15 protein-coding genes are annotated in these 19,603 nt (G+C 71.0%); 2 read left to right on the top strand and 13 right to left on the bottom strand.

Going from position 1 to position 19,603, the window contains the following annotated elements; translation table 11 throughout:
* Nucleotides 1-35: 35 nt before the first annotated feature.
* Both V1634_RS32110 and V1634_RS32105 read right to left on the bottom strand, forming a co-directional pair.
* Complete coding sequence (locus tag V1634_RS32110; protein WP_331210534.1) at nt 36-965, bottom strand: diacylglycerol/lipid kinase family protein; 930 nt, start codon at nt 963-965, stop codon at nt 36-38.
* A 73-nt stretch (nt 966-1,038) separates the two neighbouring features.
* Entirely contained in the window at nt 1,039-2,133 is a 1,095-nt protein-coding gene (locus V1634_RS32105; RefSeq protein WP_331210533.1) for a PIN domain-containing protein, read from the bottom strand.
* A gap of 137 nt (nt 2,134-2,270) precedes the next feature.
* On the opposite strand from V1634_RS32105, the gene V1634_RS32100 reads away from it, so the two are divergent.
* A complete protein-coding gene (locus V1634_RS32100; RefSeq protein WP_331210532.1) occupies nt 2,271-3,335 on the top strand; it encodes a serine hydrolase in 1,065 nt (354 codons plus the stop codon).
* A gap of 79 nt (nt 3,336-3,414) precedes the next feature.
* Here V1634_RS32100 and V1634_RS32095 read toward each other — a convergent pair whose 3' ends face one another.
* The 9 genes from V1634_RS32095 to V1634_RS32055 all read right to left on the bottom strand — a co-directional run bounded on the left by V1634_RS32095 (nt 3,415) and on the right by V1634_RS32055 (nt 15,608).
* Nucleotides 3,415-4,401 carry an NAD(P)-dependent alcohol dehydrogenase gene (locus tag V1634_RS32095; RefSeq protein ID WP_331210531.1) on the bottom strand — a complete coding sequence of 329 codons (987 nt, stop codon included), beginning with the start codon at nt 4,399-4,401 and terminating at the stop codon, nt 3,415-3,417.
* A gap of 182 nt (nt 4,402-4,583) precedes the next feature.
* Nucleotides 4,584-5,279 (bottom strand): TetR/AcrR family transcriptional regulator C-terminal domain-containing protein, encoded by a 696-nt coding sequence (locus V1634_RS32090; protein WP_331210530.1) that lies wholly within the window; start codon nt 5,277-5,279, stop codon nt 4,584-4,586.
* A 112-nt stretch (nt 5,280-5,391) separates the two neighbouring features.
* Nucleotides 5,392-7,521, bottom strand: coding sequence for an alpha-glucuronidase (locus V1634_RS32085; RefSeq protein ID WP_331210529.1), 2,130 nt, complete (start codon nt 7,519-7,521; stop codon nt 5,392-5,394).
* A 34-nt stretch (nt 7,522-7,555) separates the two neighbouring features.
* Nucleotides 7,556-9,607, bottom strand: coding sequence for a beta-galactosidase (locus tag V1634_RS32080; RefSeq protein ID WP_331210528.1), 2,052 nt, complete (start codon nt 9,605-9,607; stop codon nt 7,556-7,558).
* Nucleotides 9,604-10,293, bottom strand: coding sequence for a hypothetical protein (locus tag V1634_RS32075; RefSeq protein WP_331210527.1), 690 nt, complete (start codon nt 10,291-10,293; stop codon nt 9,604-9,606). The genes V1634_RS32080 and V1634_RS32075 overlap by 4 nt, the downstream gene beginning before the upstream one ends.
* Nucleotides 10,290-11,834, bottom strand: coding sequence for a GH39 family glycosyl hydrolase (locus V1634_RS32070; protein ID WP_331210526.1), 1,545 nt, complete (start codon nt 11,832-11,834; stop codon nt 10,290-10,292). Before V1634_RS32070 ends, V1634_RS32075 begins: the two co-directional genes overlap by 4 nt.
* A gap of 122 nt (nt 11,835-11,956) precedes the next feature.
* A complete protein-coding gene (locus V1634_RS32065; RefSeq protein WP_331211452.1) occupies nt 11,957-13,597 on the bottom strand; it encodes an ABC transporter substrate-binding protein in 1,641 nt (546 codons plus the stop codon).
* Nucleotides 13,598-13,653: 56 nt separating this feature from the next.
* A complete protein-coding gene (locus tag V1634_RS32060; RefSeq protein WP_331211451.1) occupies nt 13,654-14,616 on the bottom strand; it encodes a carbohydrate ABC transporter permease in 963 nt (320 codons plus the stop codon).
* A complete protein-coding gene (locus V1634_RS32055) occupies nt 14,613-15,608 on the bottom strand; it encodes an ABC transporter permease (protein ID WP_331211450.1) in 996 nt (331 codons plus the stop codon). The genes V1634_RS32060 and V1634_RS32055 overlap by 4 nt, the downstream gene beginning before the upstream one ends.
* Nucleotides 15,609-16,036: 428 nt before the next feature.
* Between V1634_RS32055 and V1634_RS32050 the strand changes: the two genes are divergently transcribed.
* A complete protein-coding gene (locus V1634_RS32050) occupies nt 16,037-17,074 on the top strand; it encodes a LacI family DNA-binding transcriptional regulator (RefSeq protein WP_331211449.1) in 1,038 nt (345 codons plus the stop codon).
* A 57-nt stretch (nt 17,075-17,131) separates the two neighbouring features.
* Here V1634_RS32050 and V1634_RS32045 read toward each other — a convergent pair whose 3' ends face one another.
* Together V1634_RS32045 and V1634_RS32040 are read right to left on the bottom strand one after the other, a co-directional pair.
* Nucleotides 17,132-18,046, bottom strand: coding sequence for a cation diffusion facilitator family transporter (locus V1634_RS32045; RefSeq protein WP_331211448.1), 915 nt, complete (start codon nt 18,044-18,046; stop codon nt 17,132-17,134).
* 366 nt (nt 18,047-18,412) lie between these two features.
* On the bottom strand, nt 18,413-19,402 hold the full coding sequence (locus V1634_RS32040; RefSeq protein ID WP_331211447.1) for a LacI family DNA-binding transcriptional regulator: 990 nt from the start codon (nt 19,400-19,402) through the stop codon (nt 18,413-18,415).
* Between the last annotated feature and the right edge of the window lie 201 nt (nt 19,403-19,603).

Below are 19,603 nucleotides of genomic sequence, written 5' to 3'. Positions count from 1 at the left end.
GCACCCGCACGCGACGGGAGAGCGGGGACAGGGCGTCAGCGGTCGGGGGCGTCGGCGGGGGCCATCACCCGCAGCGCGTTGGCGTCGAGCCCGATCCGGATCGGGGTGCGGCCGCGTACCTCGCCGTCGACCTCGACCGGGGCCGGGCGGTCGGTGCGGAGCAGGATCTCACCGGCGGTCAGGAAGGGTTCGTCGTCGAGGGTGCGGCGATGCCCGGTCGCCGCGTTGCGCGCCGTCGCGCGCAACAGGTCGCGGCGGGTCGGACCACCCACCGGGTACGCGACCAGCAGCCGGTCGTCGGCGTTCGCGTCCGCGGTGATCGGCCGGCCGGCGTGGAAGCCGCCGTTGGCCACGAAGAGCTGGTGGGTCACGTACTCCCGGGACCGCCCGTCGGCCTGCACGGTGATCCGCATCGGACGGTTTCCGGTGAGCAGCGCCAGGGCGGTGGCCGGGTACGCCAGCCGGCCGACCACCCGCTTGAGCCGGGCCGGTGCCCGGGCCATCACGTCGGCGGAGAGCCCGACGCCGACGTGGTTGGCGAACGGCATCCCGTCGGCGGTCCCGAGGTCGACGTCGATCACCTTGCCGTCGGCCAGGGTCGCGACGGCCGCGTCCAGGTCGAGCGGGATGCCGACGGTCCGGGCGAAGTTGTTGGTGGTGCCGAGCGGCAGCAGCCCGAGCGCGATGTCGCGGTGGGCGAGCAGCCGGGCGGCGGCCCCGATCGTGCCGTCGCCGCCGCCCACGGCCAGCAGGTCCGGGGCCAGGCCGGCGGCGGCGGCCAGGCTCGCCTCCAGTTCACCCGGCCGGTCCGCCGGGTAGGTGCCGAGCAGGGTGAAACCGGCCGCGAGCAAGCGGGTCCGGGCCGCCTCGTAGAGCCGGCGGCCCCGGCGGGAGCGGGCGTTGACCACCAGCGCCGCCCGGCGCTCCCGCCGGATGGCGGCGTCCAGCTCCCGCTTCGACCGCATGCGCCAAGACCCTATCGCCCGCAGCCGGGTCGCCCCCCGGCGGTGCGGGACCGGCGGGCCGCGGGTTGCGGGGTCACCCGGGGCGGGCGGTGAGCAGGTAGTCGTCGGTCTCCGGGCTCCACCGCAGCTCGACCGCACCACTGGTGGCGGCCGCCTTGCAGAACTGGAGGAAGCTGCGGTAGCCGAGCTTCTTCTCGCTGAAGTCGGGCCGCGCGCGGCGAAGCTGGTTCTTCAGCCCGGAGAGCGCCACCGAGCCGTCCGCACCGGCCAGGTCGAGGAGCACGGTACGGAGCAGTCCGAACGCCACCTCCCGGTCGCCGTGTTCGGGCAGGGACACCCCGGGGTCGCCCTTGGCCGGGCCCTCGGTCAGCTCGACCACGTTGTGCTCGGCGAGGTGGCGGAGCAGCTCCCCGAAGGCCCGGAACCCGTAGTCGGACTCGCTGAAGGTCGGGTCCTTGCGCAGCAGGGTGCGCTTGAGCGTGGAGGCGGTGACCTCCCCGCTGGAGCTGCCCTGCAACCCCGCCACGGTCTGCGCGACCACCTCGGCGAGGGTGTCGACGTCGCGTACCGGCTCCTCGGTGCCCTGCGTGGGCTCGGGTACCGGCTCCGCCTGCTGGTCCGGGCCGGCCTGCGCCGCCTCCGGGCCGGTGGACCGGACCGGTCGGCCCCGCCGGGGACGGCTGGGGGCGATGTCCACCCCCTCCAGCCGGTCGTAGTAGAGGAACTCGTCACAGGCGGGTGGCAGCAGCGCCGAGGTGGACTTCTCCACGCCGACGCCGATCACCCGCTTGTTGAGTTCGCGCAGCTTGTGCACGAGCGGGGTGAAGTCGCTGTCCCCGGTGCAGATCACGAAGGTGGAGATGTATCCGCGTTCGAAGGCGAGTTCCACCGCGTCGACCGCCATCTTGATGTCGGCGGCGTTCTTGCGGCTGGCTCCCATCCGCTGCGGGATCTCGATCAACTCGACGTGTGACCGGGTGAGCATCCGGCGGTCCTCGTCGAAGTACGACCAGTCGGCGTACGCCCGGCGGACCACCACCCGGCCGCGCTCGGCCAGCGCGTCGGCGATCGGGCGGAAGTCGAAGGCCAGGCCGCCGAGGTGGTCCCGCGCACCGAGCGCGAGGTTCTCGTAGTCGAGGAAGAGGGCGATCCGGTCTTCTTGATCCACGTCGCTCAGCCTACGCCGGACGGGCCGCTCCGGGCGGCGGCCCGCCCCGGCGGGTCCGGCCTGCTCCGGGTTGTTGCCCGATATCGCCGCTCGGTACGCTCCCCGCGACAATTGTCGATGACCACGGGGGAGGAACAGTGCCGGAGCATGTCAGTCGCCGGGCGGCGATCGGGATGGGAGCGGCGGCGGCCGCGCTGGTGGCGACCGGACGGCCCGCTGCCGCCGCGCCCGCCACGACGGTGGCGGTCGGGCGGGCACCGGTCCCCGGGCCGGGCGTACCGGGCGGCCCGCTGGGCGCGACCGGCACCGCGCAGACGTCGATCCGGCAGGCGTACGACACGCAGAAGGCCCGGGCCGGTGGGGTGTGGCACTCGCACATCGCGATGGTCAACGCCGCCGGCACCCTGGAGACCGTGGTGGCGGACGACGCCGACAAGGTGACCCACGGCTACAGCGTGCAGAAGCTGGCGGTCGCGGTGGCGGTGATGGACAAGATCGACCGTGGCCAGCTCCGGCTCGACCAGAAGCTCGACCTCACCGCCGACATCATCCTCGGCGGCACCGGGATCTACTTCCTGCACACCGTCTGGGGCGACGACATCACGGTCGCCAACTTCCTCACCGCGATGCTGCTGGTCTCGGACAACACGGCGGTCCGGATGTGCGGCCGGGTGGTACCGGCGTTGGAGATCAACCAGATCCTCGCCAGCAAGGGCTTCACGCACACCCGGGTCGAGCCGGTCGCCAACCCGAACCGGTTCTTCCTCGGCGTGACCACGCCGCGGGAGACCCACGACCTGCTGTGGCGACTGGCCAACAAGACCATCGTGACGCCGAGGTCCGCCGACTTCCTGCTCGGCATCCTGCGGTGGATCAACGGGTACCACGACGGGGTCCGCCGTAACATGTCGTCGGCCGAGCGCAGCCGGGTGGCCACCAAGTACGGTGCGGACTACGACGAGTTGGGTGCGGCCCGGCACGAGGCCGGCATCATGTTCGACGCGGCGGGAGCGCCGACGCTGACGTACGCGATGTTCGCCGACTCCCTCGGCGACCGGGACAACTACGGTGCGACGCACCCGGCGGTGCAGGCGCACGCGGTCCTCGGCCGGAGCATGTTCGACGCGATCGCGACGGTCACCAACCGGACGGCGAAGGCCCGGCACACGGTCGACCCGTTCCGTCCGGTCAGCGGCGGCTGACCGGCTCCGATTCCCGGTACGTCGGCCGGGGCGAGCGGGTTCTCCGGCTCGCCCCGGCAGCGGGTCGCCGCCCGGGTGCTCAGAGCGTCACGACCACCTTTCCCGGGCTGTGTCCCTCCTCCTGGTAGCGGACCGCCTCCCGGATCTCGGCGAACGGATAGCGCCGGTCGACGACCGGGGTGACGCTGCCCTCCTCGATGAGTCCGGTCAGCAGCCGTAGGCACTGCTTCTTGTCGGGGCAGCGGACGGTGTCGGCGAGCGTGATCCGCTGGGACACCAGCGGGCTCGCCGCGAGCGCCGCGAAGACCCGGCCGACGGGCTGTAGCCAGCGACCGCCCGGGCCACCGACGACGACGAGCGTGCCGTCGCGGGTCAGCGCCCGCCGGTACGCCGCCACGGAGCGGCTTCCCGCGTTGTCCAGCAGCAGGTCGTAGCGGCGCCCGCGCCGGGTGAAGTCCTCGGTGGTGTAGTCGACGACCTCGTCCGCGCCGAGCGACCGGACCAGTTCGACGTTCCGGCCGCTGCACACGCCGGTGACGGTGGCGCCGAACGCGCGGGCGAGCTGCACGGCGAAGGTGCCGACCCCGCCCGAGGCGCCGTTGACGAGTACCTGCTGACCGGGCTGGAGCCGGCCCGCGTCGCGGAGTCCCACCAGGGCGGTGACGGCGGCCATCGGCACCGCTGCCGCCTGCTCGTACGACAGGTTCGCCGGTTTGGGGGCCAGCAGGTCCTCCCGGACGCTGACGTACTCGCCGAAGCCGCCCTCCGGAAGCAGGGCGTAGACGTCGTCGCCGGGGCGGAACTCGGTGACGTTCCGGCCGACCGCCTCGACCTGACCGGCCATGTCGCAGCCGGGGATCCCGATGGCCGGGGTACGCAGCCGGGGGCCGTCCGGCATCAGGCGGGCGACCAGCGGCTCGCCGCGGATGTGGTGCCAGTCGTACGGGTTGACGGAGGTGGCCCGGACCCGGACCAGCACCTCGTCGTCGCCGGGGGTGGGCCGCTGGACCTCGGTGAGTTCCAGCGCTTCGGGTGGGCCGTACGAACGCAGGACTGCCGCCTTCATCGTCGTCTCCTTCGGCTCGGCTCGACCGTGGGGGCGGACGGGTGTCCCGAGTGGAGCCGCAGCCGCCCTTACGTTGTAAGTCTTACGTCGTAAGGTACTCGTACGGCGTAAGGTTGTCGAGGGTGCGGATCGATCGAGATCGCGGGGCTGTGCTCGGAACCGTCCGGCGGGGGTGGGCGGACTCAGGCCCGTTCGCGGAGCCGGTCCAGGCCGTCCAGGATCAGGTCGAGTCCGAACTCGAACTCGGCCTGGTCGTCGCACCAGCCCAGCGTCGAGTCGGGGTCGTCGTGCGCGATCTCCGAGAGCATCCCGACCAGGTGCGGAAGCTGCCCGGCCAGCTCGGCCAGCCCGGCCGCCGGGTCACCGTCGCCGCCGCTGTTCGGGTCGAAGAGTTCCTGGCTGAACCCCAATGCCCTGCTGCCCAGCGCGTGCATCGCGTGGTGCGCCAGATCGTACGAGAAGCCGCCCTCGCGCATCAGACCGAGCAGGGCGTCGTAGTAACGCAGCACCGCCATGCTGGTGGTGGTGCGCGTCTCGAAGACCCCGGGCGCCCACCGGTGCCGGAGCAGCACCTCGCGGGCGGCCAGGATGCGCTGGCGTACCGCCTTCTTCCAGTCGGCGCCCCCGGCCGGTACGTCGATCCGGTCGACGACCTCGTTGATCTCCGTCGCGATCAGGTCCACGACGCCGTCGAGCACGTCTTCCTTGTTGGTCACGTGGTAGTAGAGCGACATCGCCTCGGCCCCGAGATGCTCGGCGAGCCGACGCATCGTCAGCGACTCGATGCCGCCGGAGTCGGCAACGCTGACCGCGGCCCGCAGCACCCGCTCGCGACTCAACGGGATCCGGGGCTCGACGGACTCGGCTTGGCTGGCCACCTACCTCAACTCTCCTCCGGGACGACATCGTACAAGGCAGGTCGGGCCCGGACCGCCAGGTGACAGGTGGCCCGGCGGACGCGCCACCCGGAGCCGGCCCCGTCCGGCGGCTTCAGTAGATCCGTCGGCCGTGCGCGTCCGGTACCCCGGACTTGCGGAGGAAGTAGGTGTTGACCTTGTCGCGCCACTCCTCGGCGGAGCGCAGCTGCTCGGCGAGCCGCTCCGTCACCCGGGCGTGCAACGCCGGGTCGACCAGTCCGGCCGGGCCGATCCGCTCCCACCGGCGCACCATCGCCACCACCTGCTCGACCCCGGCGAAACGGGTGTCGTAGATGTGCTGGATCACCGTCGACCCGGAGTGCAGTACGTGCTGGTAGGGCACGTGGTGGAAGAAGAGCAGCAACTCGTCCGGACAGGTGTCGAGGAACTCGTACCGGTCCGCCCAGGGCTGCGGGTACTGGCCGGTGAAGCCGGTCCCGGAGGCCCGGGTGCGGTCCACCCCGACGCCGTACCGGTCGGCGAAGTGGTAGGTGCCCCAGCGCGAGTACTCGTAGCCGTCCACGTCGGGGCCGTAGTGGTCGCCCGGCGCGACCATGAAGCCGACCCCGAGCGGCGCCGTGTACCGCTCGTAGGTGCGCCACGAGTCGTCCAGCAGCGCGTGCAGCGTCCCGCGCAGCAGGTCGGGATCGGCGGTCGCCGACGGCGTGAAGGTCAGCTCGATCCACTCGTCGAGTACGGCCACCGGGTCAAGATCGGGTGCCCAGGCGAGCTGGCCCGCGACATACAGGTTGGCCTGGGCGAGCGGGTGCCCGGTCCAGTACCGGTCGTCGCCCACGTTGGAGACGACCACCAGGCCACCACCCGCCGACGCCCCGCCGGCACCGCCACCCGCCGAGCCGGCGACCACCGAGGCGACCGTCGGCCCGCCCGGGCCCCAGGGCGCGAACCGCAGCACCTCGCTCCAGCACGGGCCGAGATAGCAGACGTGCCGCTGCTGCCCGGTGTACTCCTGGGTCGCCTGGAACTCCACCGCGAGCCGGGTGTTCGGCATCGCCGCCAGTACCGGCGAGACGGGCTCGCGCACCTGGAAGTCCATCGGACCGTGCTTCACCTGGAGGACCACGTTTTCCCGGAACCGGCCGTCCAGGGGCGTGAAGTGGTCGTACGCCGCCCTGGCCCGGTCGGTCGACCGGTCGCGCCAGTCCTGGCGGTGGTTGTAGACGAAGGCACGCCAGTGCACGATCCCGCCGAACGGCGCCAGCGCGTCGGCGAGCATGTTGGCGCCGTCCGCGTGACTGCGCCCGTACCTGAACGGGCCCGGCTGCCCCTCGGAGTCCGCCTTCACCATGAACCCGCCGAAGTCGGGTATCCGCTCGTAGACCTGTCTGGCGGCCTTGCACCACCAGGCCCGCACGTCGTCGTCGAGCGGGTCGGCGGAGGGCAGCTCGCCGAGGACGAACGGCGCGGCGAAGTTGACCGACAGATGCACCCGGATCCCGTACGGGCGGACCAGGTCCGCGATCGCGGCGACGTCGTCGAGCCGGTCGGTCAACAACTGGGTCGCCGTACCGCGCACGTTGACGTTGTTGACCGTCAGCGCGTTCATCCCACAGGCGGCGAGCAGCCGCGCGTAGTCGCGTACCCGATCCGGGTCCTGGCGGGGCGCACCGTCGCGCCAGAAGATCGACCCGCCCGCGTAGCCGCGCTCGACCTGCCCCATCACCGGATGCACGTCGACGTTGTCCCAGTGGCTGACCAGCCGCAGCCGCATCGCCGGCCGGTGCCGCCGCACCGGGATGTCGGCGCCGAACGCCGCCGGGCCGAGCCGGACGACGTGGAACAGCCCGTAGAGCAGCCCGGCCGGCTCGTCGGCCAGCACCACCGAGACGCCGTCCCGGCGGGCCACCGCGAAACCCTCCGGCCCGAGGCCGCCCGGATCCGACCCGCGCCCGATCTCGGCCGCGAGCGCCGCCGCGCCGGCCGGCAGCGGCCCGGCCGCGCCGAGCGCGAACACCAGGTCGTACGGTCCGCCGGGCGCGCCGGTGAGCTGCTCGCCCGCCGCCTCGGCCGGCAGGTGGGTGACCGTGCCGCCGAAGCGGGTGCAGGCCCGGGCGACCTCGTCGCGCACCGTGTCCACGAGGACGCCGCTACCGCGGACCAGCGTCCGGCGCGACCCGATCGCCCGGAACGCCTCCGGCGGCAACCAGGCCGGATGGATGGACGCGGGCTCGCCGGTGGTCATCGGGTCCCTCCCGGGCACGCTGCCGGAACCGTCATCACTCCGCCTCCGGGACGTCCTCGCGCAGCACCAGTACCCCCTTCGGGTCCAGCCGGATCGACTGGCCCGCCTCCACCCGGCCCCCGCCGAGCAGATCGGTACCGGCGGTGTGTGCGGTCGTCTCGACCGGGTCCACGCCGTGGTTGAGCAGGAACCGCAGCCGCGTCCCGTCCGGGGCGACCCGCACCGTCGACTCCAGTTCGGGCAGGTCCGAATACGGGCCGACGAGATCGTGCCGCTCCAGCACCCGACGGACCACCCAGTTCACGCCGGGCTGGTCGAGACCGGCGGCGACATACCAGCCGTGGCCGGCACCGTAGCTGTTCCGGGTGACCGCCGGGGTACCGGCGTAGAAGTCCGCCCGGTAGCTGCCGACCACCTCGGCACCCTGCGGTATCACCAGCTCGAAGAGGAGCCGCGACTCGACCTCGATCTCGTCGTCCGGGCCGGCGCCGTGCAGCCGTACCGGATTGACCACCTCGGGCGGACGGGCGTCCCACTCGTCGATCCGGATGCCCATCAGCGGCCCGAGCGGACCGGGAACGTCCGTCAGGAACGCCTTGTCGTCCTCGTCGACCCGTCCGGAGAGGAAGGTGGTCAGCACCGAACCGCCGCGCTGCGCCACCGCCGCCAGCCGCTGCGCCAGGTCGCCCTTGAGCATGTGCAGCGCCGGTGCGACCACCACCTGGTAGCCGCCGAGGTCGGCGGTCACCGGCAGCACGTCGACGTCGGCCCCGGCCTCCCAGAGCGCGCGGTAGTAGGCGTGCACGATCTGCTGGTAGCGCAGCAGCCGGGACGGGCCGTCGGAGATCTCCAGCGCCCACCAGCTGTCCCAGTCGAAGAGCAGGGCGACCCGGGCCGGCGTCCTAGCGCCCAACGTCGCCGGGCCGAGCCGGTCCAACTCGGCGCCGAGTCCGGCCACCTCCCGGAAGACCCGGGTGTCCTCCCGCCCGGCGTGCCCGATGACCGCGCCGTGGTATTTCTCGCAGGCACCCCGGGAGGCGCGCATCTGGAAGAAGAGCACCGCGTCCGCGCCGTGCGCCACCGCCTGCCAGCTCCACAGCCGCATCACCCCGGGCCGCTTGAGCGGGTTGACGTCCCGGGACGCGGTGTAGCTCGGAGTCTGCTCCATCAACCAGAACGGCTGGCCGTCCTTGAGCCCACGCATCAGGTCGTGGGCCAGCGCCATCCAGGCCGGCGAGTTGTCGTCGGGCGGGTAGTTGTCCCAGGAGGCGAAGTCGAGGTGCGGGGCCCAGCGGTGGTAGTCGATCGGCCGGTACATCCCCATGAAGTTCGTGGTGACCGGGACGTCGGGACTCGATTCCCGGATCGCCGACTTCTCGTCGCAGAAGTTGGCCAGCATCGCGTCCGACATGAAGCGCAGGTAGTCGAGGGTGATGCCCTGGAAGGCGGTGTGGTTCGGCCCGCGCCAGTGCTCGGTCAGCGCCGACGGCGGCTCGATCTCGGCCCAGTCGGTGAAGGTGTGCGACCAGAAGGTGGTGTACCAGGCGTTGTTGAGCGCGTCGAGGCTGCCGTACCGGTCACGCAGCCAGTCCCGGAAGCCGGCGGCGCAGAGGTCGCAGTAGCAGGCGCCGCCGTACTCGTTGCCGACGTGCCAGGCGACGACCGCCGGGTTGCCGGCGTACCGGCGGGCGACCCGCCGGGCCAGTTCGGTGGAGAGTCGACGGAAGACGGGGGAACTGGGGCAGGAGTTGTGCCGCTGCCCGTACCGGTGCTTGCGCCCCTCGAAGTCCGTCCGGGTCACCTCCGGATGGGCCCGGGCCAGCCAGGCCGGGTGCGCGCCGGTGCCGGTGGCCAGGCAGACCTGCCGCCCCTCGGCGGTGGCCCGCTCGACGATCCGGTCCAGCAGGCTGAAGTCGTAGACGTCCGGCGCCGGCTGGGTCAGCGCCCAGTCGAAGACGCCGAGCGTGACGGTGTCGATCCGGGCGGCGTCGAAGAGCCGGTAGTCCTCCTTCCAGACCTCCTCCGGCCACTGCTCGGGGTTGTAGTCCCCGCCGAAGGCAATCTTGGGGGTGACCGGCAGGCTCACGCGGTGAACTCCTTTTCGACCTTCGCGATCAGTGGGCGGCAGTTGCGGAGCAGGGCCAGCGTCAGCACCGAACCGAGGAGCCCGAGAACCGCCTCGGAGGAGACCCAGACGACTCCGGCCATCACCACCAGCAGGCAGAGGTTGCCGAGGGTCACCCCGGGGGTGTGCCCGAGGAAGTGCATCGCCAGCCGGGCGACGTCCCGGACCCGGAAGCTGAACAGCGACGTGATCACCAGGGCGTTGACGCCCCAGAGGGTGACGCCGAGCGCGACCAGGAGCAGCGGCACCCGCCACCAGCCGGGCACCCCGGCGGCGCCGAAATAGCTGAGGTTGAGCGCGACGATGGTGAGCCAGGCCAGCCACGGCACCCAGATCGCGAGTACGCCCCGGGCGTTGGCCCGGTAGCCGCGCCAGAACAGGGTCGCCGGCGCCAGCTCGGTCAGGTCCGGACGGTGGTGGCGCAGCGCGTACAGCGCGGCGGAGACGGCCGGCCCGAGCGGCAGCGCGCAGAGCGCGACCAGCGGAAGGTTGCTGACGTGCCGCTCCAGCAGGAAGAGCGGGACCAGGCCGGGCAGGGTGGTCAGCACCAGCAGCAGCTCCACCACCAGCAGGCTGTAGACCAGCGCCATGGCCCGGGAGAGCGGTCCGGTGCCGAACCGGCCGCCGGCCTCCGTGGTCTCGGTCATTCCTGCTCCCTCCCGGGGGTACTCTCCGGCGGGGTCAGGCCGAGCAGCCTGCCCTCGTCCCACCACGGCGGGGTCTCGTCGACCACCGGCGTGATCTCCGCCAGGGTCACCTCGTGCCGGGCCAGGGTCAGCGCGAGTTCGACCCGGCCGGCCACGACCGGCAGACTCCGGTGGGTGCGGGCCGGTTCGGCCGCCTCGCGCAGCGCGTCGAGCTGGCCGGGGCGCGGCGAGCGGGGCCGGCCCATCTCGGACCAGGCCGTCCAGGCGTTGCCCAGCTCCTCGTTGACCGTCGAACGGAGCAGGAAGGCGGAGGTGGTCTCCGGCGTTCCGACCGGGATGGAGAGCGCCACGCAGTGCCGGTCCACCGGTGCTGCCCCGGTGACGTCCACGGGTGCCCAGGCGAGCACCGCGATCCGGCCGGCGGGGTCCCGGGTCACCAGGTGGTCGTCCCCGCGCGCCAGCACCTGGTCACCGAGCCGGGCCAGGAAGGCGTACAGGTGGTAGGTGGGTTTCTTGACCTGGCAGTGGGTGAGCAGGCCGAAACCGCCGTGGAAGAGCGAGGTCGGGATGCCGACCTCCTCGAACATGTCGCTGAAGGTCCAGTACGAGAAGGAGTCGACCAGGTCACCGCCGGCCACCAGCACCGGGGCCAGGTACGCGGCGTGGAACGCGGTGTCGTGGATCGGGTTGTCCGGCCGGTACGAGGAGTTGAACTCGGTGATGTGCACCGGCAGCCCGGCCAGGGCGGTGTCCCGGAGCAGCTCCCTCGGCGAGCCGAACTGCTCCAGCAGCCGGGACGCCGGAGCCAGCGTCTGGTGTACGCCGAACGGCACGTGCTGGGCCGGCCCGGAGGTGTACGCGTGCTTGCTGACGAAGTCGATCGGCACGTCGCGGGCCGCGACGAAGTCGGCGAAGCGCGGCAGCCACTCGTCGGCGCCGGGGGAGATGGCCGGTCCACCCACCTGGAGGCCGGCGTCCACCTCCTTGACGGCGTGCGCGGTCACCTCGTAGAGGCGGTGGTAGGCGGACTCGTCGGCGCCCTGCCAGAACTGTTCGAGGTTCGGCTCGTTCCACACCTCGATCGGCCAGCGGCGCACCTCGGCCAGGCCGTACCGGTCGACCAGGTGCCCGACCGTGGCCTTGACCAGGTCGGCCCACTCCGACTCCGAGCGGGGCGGGGTGACGTTCCCCTGCCACCAGAAGACCGTCTGGTCGCCGGAGGCGAGCGCGGCGGGCATGAAGCCCAGCTCGACGAAGGGCCGGATGCCGAGTTCCAGATAGGCGTCGACCACCTGGTCGACGTAGCCGAAGTTGTGCCGGACCTGGCGCGAACCCTGGTGTTCGTAGGGCCGGTAGACACCGACACCGTCGCTGAGCAGCCCGTGCCCGCGGATGTGCCGGAAGCCGATCTCCCGCTGGACCAGCGCGAGGGAGTCCTGGTAGTCACGGCGCAGCGCCAGTTCGAAGCGGCCCGTGCCGACGCAGGTCCGCCAGGCGTCGGTCAGCCGCCCGGTCGGCTGCTCCGGTACGGGGATGTGCATGGTGTTCCTCTGTTCCGTGTCGCGCGGTTCCCGCCCGCGCCGGTGGTGGTGGTGCGGGCGGGGCCGCTGCGCCGACGTCCGGCCCGGTCGTGCCCGTCGCGGGGCACGACCGGACCGGGGGGTCAGCCGTGTTCCTTCTGGTACCGCTCGTACGCCTCCTGCACCTTCTCCATGTAGGCGTCCATGTTCTTGCCCTTGAGTTCGGTCAGGTAGGCGTCCCACTGGGCGAGGTCCCGCTGCCCGAGGACGAACTGGAGCGTCGCCTGGTAGACGAAGTCCCGCAGCGGCGTCGCCCAGAGCGATATCTGCTCGCGCTCCTCGTCGGTGAACGGGAACGGCGGCATCACCGGCCGTGGCGTCCGGGCGTTCATCACCTTCTGGAACTCCTGCTCCTCCGGGGAGAAGAAGGCCTGCACCAGTTCCGGCTTGCCGCCGTAGGCGAAGATGCCGTTGTAGAAGCCGAAGTCCTTCTGCAGGTGCTTCGGCGCCTTCGGGTTGAGCGCGATGACCCGGACGTCCGGCGACAGGGTGTACTTGCCGGAGGCGTCCTTGGTGAAGGTGGTGCCCTCCACGCCGAGCCGGGCGAACTCCTGGCCGGCGTCGGAGTAGAACAGCCAGTCGATGAACTGCATCATGGCGACGAAGTTCTTGCTGTCCCGGGCCTTCTTCGAGATCATGACGCCGTTCTCCAGCCTGCCGGCCGGGTTGATCTCGCCGGCCGGGCCGATCGGCAGCGGGATCTTCGTGAGCGTCGCGTTCGGCAGCGTCTTCGCCAGGTCCGGGCGGTAGTCGTTGTCCAGCGTCTGCGCGTTGCTGCTGATCACGAACGACTTGCCGTTGGCGAGCTTCTGCCGGGCGTTGTCATCGGTCTGGGTGAAGCTCTCCGGGTCGAGCAGTCCCTCCTTCACCAGCTTGTTGAGGTAGGTCAACATGTCCCGGTACTTTTCGCTGGCCCCGGTGTAGAAGAGCTTCTTGGCGTTCGCGTCCCAGCTCACGTGCTGGAAGTTCCAGCCGGCGCCCTCCAGGCCGTACGAGGCCGCGAGGATGTTCAGCAGGTTGCCGGCCGGGTTGGGCTGGCTGAACCGGTCGGAGAAGGGGAAGGTGTTGGGGTACTTCGCCTTCATCGCCTTGAGTACGGTGTAGAGCTCGTCCCAGGTCTTCGGGATCTCCAGGTTGAGTTCCTTGAGAATGTCCGTCCGGATCGCCAGCGAGTAGTCGTGCCAGGGCTTCTCGTGCAACCCGGGCAGCAGGTAGAACTTGCCGTCCGCCTGCCGACGCTGGTTGATCTCAGGAGCCAGGTTCCACTTCTCGATCTTGTCCTTGAAGTTCGGCATCAGGTCGAGATAGTCGCTGACCGGCAGGATCGCGCCGGAGGAGACGAAGGTGTCCTCCTGGCTCGGGTAGGTCTTCGGAATGATCATCGGCGCGTCGCCGGCACCGATCAGCAGGCTGCGCTTCTGCTCGTAGTCGCTCAGCGGTACGGAGACCGGTTCGAGCGTGATGTTGGTCCGCTTGTTCAGCTCGGTCCAGAACAGCCAGTCGGCCTTGTAGGGGTAGTTCGGGTGGTTGTTGTAGAGCATGGAGAACGACACCGGTTCGGTCGCCTTGAACTGCTGGTTGACGCCGAATTCGGCCATCGCGCCGGCGCGGTTCTCCGAGAGGTCCTCGGCCTCGCCCTCGTCGCCACTGCCGCAGGCGACGAGCGAGAGAGTAAGCGCGCCGGCAGCGACCACCGCTGCTCGGCGCCGGGCTCGTTGGAACATCAGGCTTCCTTTCGCTGGTGGTTCGTGGGTTCGACGGCTCACTCCCGCCTGCCGGGCTATCCCTTCACCGCGCCGAGCATCACGCCCGACACGAAGTACCGCTGGACGAAGGGGTAGACCAGCAGGATGGGCAGGGTGGTGAGCACGATGGTCACGGCCTTGAGCGTCGCCTCGGCCTGTACCTCGTTCGCCTCGGTGACGGCGCCGACGTTTTCCGCGCCGACCGCCCCGGCGATCAGGTTGCGCAGATAGACGGTGACCGGCAGCAGGTCCTGCCGATCCATGTAGAGGAACGCGGAGAACCACGAGTTCCAGAACGAGACGGCGTAGAAGAGGATCATCGTGGCGATCACCGCCTTCGACAGCGGCATGACGATCCGCAGCAGGATGCCGTACGTGTTCAGCCCGTCGACGGCCGCGGCCTCCTCCAGGTCCACCGGCAGGCTCTCGAAGAACGCCTTCATGACCAGCAGGTTGAAGACGCTGATCGCGTTCGGCAGCACGATCGCCCAGATGGTGTTCGTCATGCCCAGGCTGCTGATCAGGACGTAGTTGGGGATCAGCCCGCCGTTGAAGAACATGGTGAAGACCGCGATGCCGATCAGCGCGGTACGGCCCTTGAGGTGGTGCTTGGAGAGCACGTAGGCGAAACAGGTGGTCAGCACCATCGCGATGAGCGTGGCGACGACCGTGTAGACCACGGTGTTCCGGTAGTTGGTCCAGAACAGCGAATCCTTCATCACCAGCGCGTACGTGTCGGTGTTGAAGCCTCGTGGCACCACGGTCACCTGGCCGGCGATGATGTACGCCTCGTCGCTGAGCGACCGGGCCACGATGTTCAGGAACGGGTAGAGCGTCACCACCACCACGCCGGTCAGCACGATGGCGTTGAACACCCGGAAGACCCGGTAGCCCCGGGTGTCCTGGATGCCCCGCCGTCGACGGGGCCGGCCGAGCCGTTCGGCGGCCCGCGCCGGATCGGCGGCCTCGGGCGCGACGGTGCTGGAATCCACGGTCACCACAGGCTCGTCCCAACTGTGCGGCGGGAGATCGCGTTCGCGGACAGGATCAGGGTCAGCCCGACCACGGCCTCGAAGAGTCCGATCGCGGCGGCATAGCTGAAGTTGCTCGACTGGAACGCCATCCGGAACAGGTAGGTCGAGATCACGTCCGCTGTCGGATACGTCAACGGGTTGTAGAGCAGCAGGATCTTCTCGAAGCCGACCGCCATGAAGGTACCGATGTTGAGGATCAGCAGCGTGACCATCGTGGGCCGGATGCCGGGCAGCGTGACGTGCCAGGTCTGCTTCCACCGGTTGGCGCCGTCGATCCGGGCCGCCTCGTAGAGGTTGTCGTCGATCGTGGTCAGCGCGGCGAGGTAGAGGATGGTGCCCCAGCCGACCGTCTGCCACACCTCGGAGGTGACGTAGATGGTCCGGAACCACTCCGGCCGTTGCAGGAACGGCACGGCGTCGCCGCCGGTGAGCTTGACGAGCTGGTTCACCGTGCCGTCGGTGGAGAGCAGCTGCATCACCATCGCGGCGACGATCACGATCGACAGGAAGTGCGGCAGGTAGGAGACGGACTGGACGAACCGCTTGAGCTTGCGGGTCCGGACCTCGTTGAGCAGCAGCGCCAGGATGACCGGCAGCGGGAAGCAGACCACCAGGGTCAGCGTGCCCAGCACCAGGGTGTTGGTGAAGACCTCCCAGAACGTCGGGTCGGAGAGGAACATCTTCACGTAGCGCAGGCCGACCCAGTATTCACCGAAGATGTTGCCGCCGGGCTGGAACCGCCGGAACGCGATGATGTTGCCCAGCATCGGCAGGTACCGGAAGATCAGGAAGAAGAGCAGCGGCAGCAGTGCGAGCGAGTAGAGCTGCCAGTCCCGGCGTATCGCCTGCCGCCACGTCCGGCGGTGTTTGCGGGCCCGGCGCCCGGTCGGCCCGGCTGCCGGCCGGTCGGACTCGACGGTCACGGGCGGTGGGCCCGCGGTCATGGGCGCACTCATCGGCGTACCTCCGCAGCAGTGGGCGGGAGCGGGCCGGTTTCCTCGCCGGAGGCGTCGGTGCCGTGCAGTCGTGGATCGCGCCGCGGCACGGCGGTCCCCGTCGTGGCGCCGTCGGCCACGGGCAACTGGCTCTTCATGCCACCCCTTCGGGCCGACATGCCACTGTCCAGTCGGGACGGCGGGCCTGTCAGGCCGGCGAGTCTTCGAAACTTTCGGCAATATCCGCGTTACCTGTGCGGGGCAACCTATGCGGCGTAGCGAAGATGTGTCAAGGGTGTCTGAACTGCTGGATCCGTAGCCACACCGCATGTCGTGCGCAGAGTGGTCCGGACGGTCAGGCCGATCCCACTGCAATATCGAACCCAGGTTGGTCCGTCCGGTGTTAGGGTTTCGCACCGAAAGTTTCGGATAGTTGCGGGAGGCTGTCGATGACGAGGTCCCGGCGGATCGTCAGTACCGGTGCCGCGACGATCGCGACCATCGCCGACGAGGTCGGAGTCTCCCTGACGACCGTCTCCAAGGTCCTCAACGGCCGCTCGGACGTGGCGCCCGAAACCCGGGCCCGGGTCGAGGCCAGCCTCGAACGGCACCGGTACCGCCGCCGCGCGAAGCGCCAATCGAGCGCGGTGGAGCAGATCGACCTGGTCTTCCACGAACTCGACTCCGGCTGGGCGACCCAGATCATCCACGGGGTGCAGGCGGTGACCAACACCGCCAAGATCGACGTGGTGCTGTCCCAGCTGGGCGGCATGCACCGGCCCTCGCAGCAGTGGTTGGAGGGCGTGTTGCTGCGGCGGCCGCTCGGGGTGCTGCTGGTGCTCTGCCACCTCAGCGAGCCGCAGTTGCGACACCTCCAGCGCCGGTCGATCCCGCTGGTGGTGGTCGACACCGACAGCGCGACCTCGGCCTCGGTGCCGACGGTCGGCTCCAACAACTGGAACGGCGGACTGCTCGCCACCCGGCACCTGCTGGAACTCGGCCACCGCCGGGTCGCCTGCATCTCCGGTCCCGAGGATGTGCTGTGCAGCCGGGCCCGGGCCGCCGGCTTCCGTTCGGCGCACGACGAGGCAGGGATCCCGGTCGACCCCGATCTGGTCCGGTACGGCATGTTCTCCGCGCAGGCCGGCTACCAGTACGGGATGGAGTTGCTGACCCGGCCCGACCGACCCACGGCGATCTTCGCCGGTTCCGACATGCAGGCCCTGGGCGTGCTGCGCGCCGCTCGGCAGCTCAACCTCGACGTGCCGGCGGACCTCTCGGTGATCGGTTACGACGACCTGCCGGTGGCCTCCTGGATCGGCCCGGCCCTCACCACCGTCAACCAGCCGCTGCGGGACATGGCCGGCACCGCGACGCAGATGCTGCTCGACCTGGCCCGGGGGGCGGAACTGTCGACCAGCCGGATCGACCTCGTCACCGAACTGGTCGTACGGGAGAGCACGGCGCCGCCCCGACAGCGCGGCTGAGCACCGGCCACCGTCGAACCGCCGGCTGCCCGGTCGGCGCGGTCGTCGGGCCGGCGGTCACCAGTCGGCGTCCTGGCACACCTTGTGCGTGGTGGGCGGCTCGATCTGGAGCGTGCAGTGGTCGATGCCGAAGCCTTCGTGCAGCCGGGCACGTGCGGCGGCGAGCACCGGGGCGAGGTCGGCACCCGGGGCCAGGGCGAGGTGCGCGGAGGCGACGTCCATCCCGGAAGTCAGGGTCCAGACGTGCAGGTCGTGCACGCCGGTGACCCCGGGGACACCGGTCAGGCTGGTCGCCACGGCGGCGACGTCGATGTGCGGCGGTGCCGCCTGTACCAGTACCCGGACCGCGACCCGGGCCAGTTGCCAGGTGCGGGGCAGGATGAAGAGGCCGACGGCGACCGCGACGACCAGGTCGGCGTGGCGCCAGCCGGTGGTGGCGATGACGACGGCGGCGACGATCACCCCGACCGAGCCGAGCAGGTCGCCGAGCACCTCCAGATAGGCGCCCCGGACGTTGAGGCTCTCCTTGGCGCCGGCACGCAGCAGCAGGAACGCCACGACGTTCGCGGCGAGACCGACGACCGCGACCGCCAGCATCGGCCCGGCCCGCACCTCGGGAGGGTCGTCGAACCGGCGTACCGCCTCGACGATCACGAAGATCGCCACCCCGGAGAGGAGTACGGCGTTGGCCAGCGCGGCGAGCACCTCCAGCCGGTAGAGCCCGAAGGTGCGGTGGGCGTGCCGGGCGGCCCGGCTGGCGGCGGTGATCGCGGCCAGCGCCAGGCCGATGCCGAGCACGTCGGTGAACATGTGGCCGGCGTCGGAGAGCAGTGCCAGCGAGCCGGTCCACCAGGCCGCCCCCGCCTCCAGCAGCAGTACGGTGCCGAGGACGGCCACCGCGGCCCAGAGCGGCCGGCGATGACGCTCTCCGGCCCGCATCGCCTGGCCGCCGTGGTCGTGACCCGCGCCCATCTGCCCAGCCTCCCGCCCTCGACGTCGCCGCAGACAACATATGCGGACATTGCAATGTGTGCAAGTTGAAACTGGATGCCGATGCCGATGCCGATGCCGATGCCTTGTTCGGGTCGGCCCGCCTCGGCGGCGGTGCCCCGTCGGTCCAGCCCAGTGGTTCGGCCCGGTTCAGCCGGCCCGCCACGTCCCGGTAGATCGGCGCGCTGGCCAGCTAACAACCCCCTCGGCCTGGCTTTCGGCACGGTGAGTCAGTGACGTCGGCGGCGCCGATGCCCGCGCGCCGACGGCCCACCAGGCCGGGGCCCACGGGCGGCGACGATCAGCAATGAGGGGCGACGGGACTCTCCGGGTGCGGGCCGGAGCCGCTCAGGCGCTCTCCCGGAGAATCAACTCGGACGGGTACGCGGTGGCCGGCGGCACCCAGGCGCGATCGAGCACCGCCGTCACGGCCGCCGTGGCGATCTGCTCGACCGGATGGCTCGCCGTGGTCAGAGCCGGCGCGCTCAGCGCGGCGAACGGCACGTCGTCGAAGCCGGCCACCGCGATGTCACCCGGCACGTCGACCCCGCGCCGCCGCAGCACCGCCAGCGCCCCGAGCGCCATCGCGTCGCTGTTCGCGAAGACCGCGTCGGTGTCCGGCCAGCGTTCCAGGATCGTCAGCATCGCAGCCTGGCCGGCGTGAGCGGTGAAGTCGCCGGGTACCAGCCGGATCGGCCGCCCCGCCGCCCGCATCGCCTCCCGGTAGGCGGTGACGGGACGCCGGGAGCAGGGCATCCAGGCCGGACCGGTGATCATGGCGATCCGTCGGCGTCCCGAGGCGAGCAGGTGCCCGACGATGGCACGGGCGGCCCCGCCGTTGTCGACGTCGAACGACGGTACGGTGCGGGAGCCGATGCCGATCGACACCGTCCGACCCTCAAGCCCGGTCGGTACCGCCGCCAGAATCGGTTCGGTGGTGTTGATCACGAGTACCCCACGGACGCCACGGTCCTCCGCCAACTGCCGCAACCGGACGGGCGCGTGCACCGGCAGCCACTCCAGGGACACCCCGACCTCCCTGGGTGCACAGACCTCTGCCGCGGCCCGCACCACCCGGTCGACGTACGGGTCGTGCAGCACCGTCGGCACCGTCCCGGCGACCGCCACCACCAGTCGTACCCCGGCGCCGGTGGCCAGGGCCCGGGCGGCCGGGTCGGGTGCGTAGCCGAGTTGCGCCGCGGCCGCGACGACCCGGTCCCGGGCGGTCGCCGAGGCGGCACCGTATCCGGCGATGACCCGGGAGGCCGTCGACCGGGAGACTCCGGCGACCCGGGCCACGTCCTCCAGGGTGGCCCGGCGCGGCGCCCGGCTAGTCACGCCGGCTCCCCAGGTTGTGCGAGCAGGGAAGTGGCGGGGTGGCGACGGGACGGCCTGGCTGACACATGGGGAAATGATGCACCCGAGCCGCACGCGTCGGCGAACCGGTTACGGCGAGGCGGACCAGCGGCGGACCCGCGCTCCCGGGTTGCGTCGAGAGCGTTCCCAGGGGTGCGATCAATGGACCTTCTCGACCCGGGC

The sequence above is a fragment of the Plantactinospora veratri genome, assembly GCF_036421995.1.
Lineage (GTDB): Bacteria > Actinomycetota > Actinomycetes > Mycobacteriales > Micromonosporaceae > Plantactinospora > Plantactinospora veratri.
Note: the sequence above shows the minus strand (reverse complement) of the source record. Positions and strands in the feature narration are given on the sequence as shown.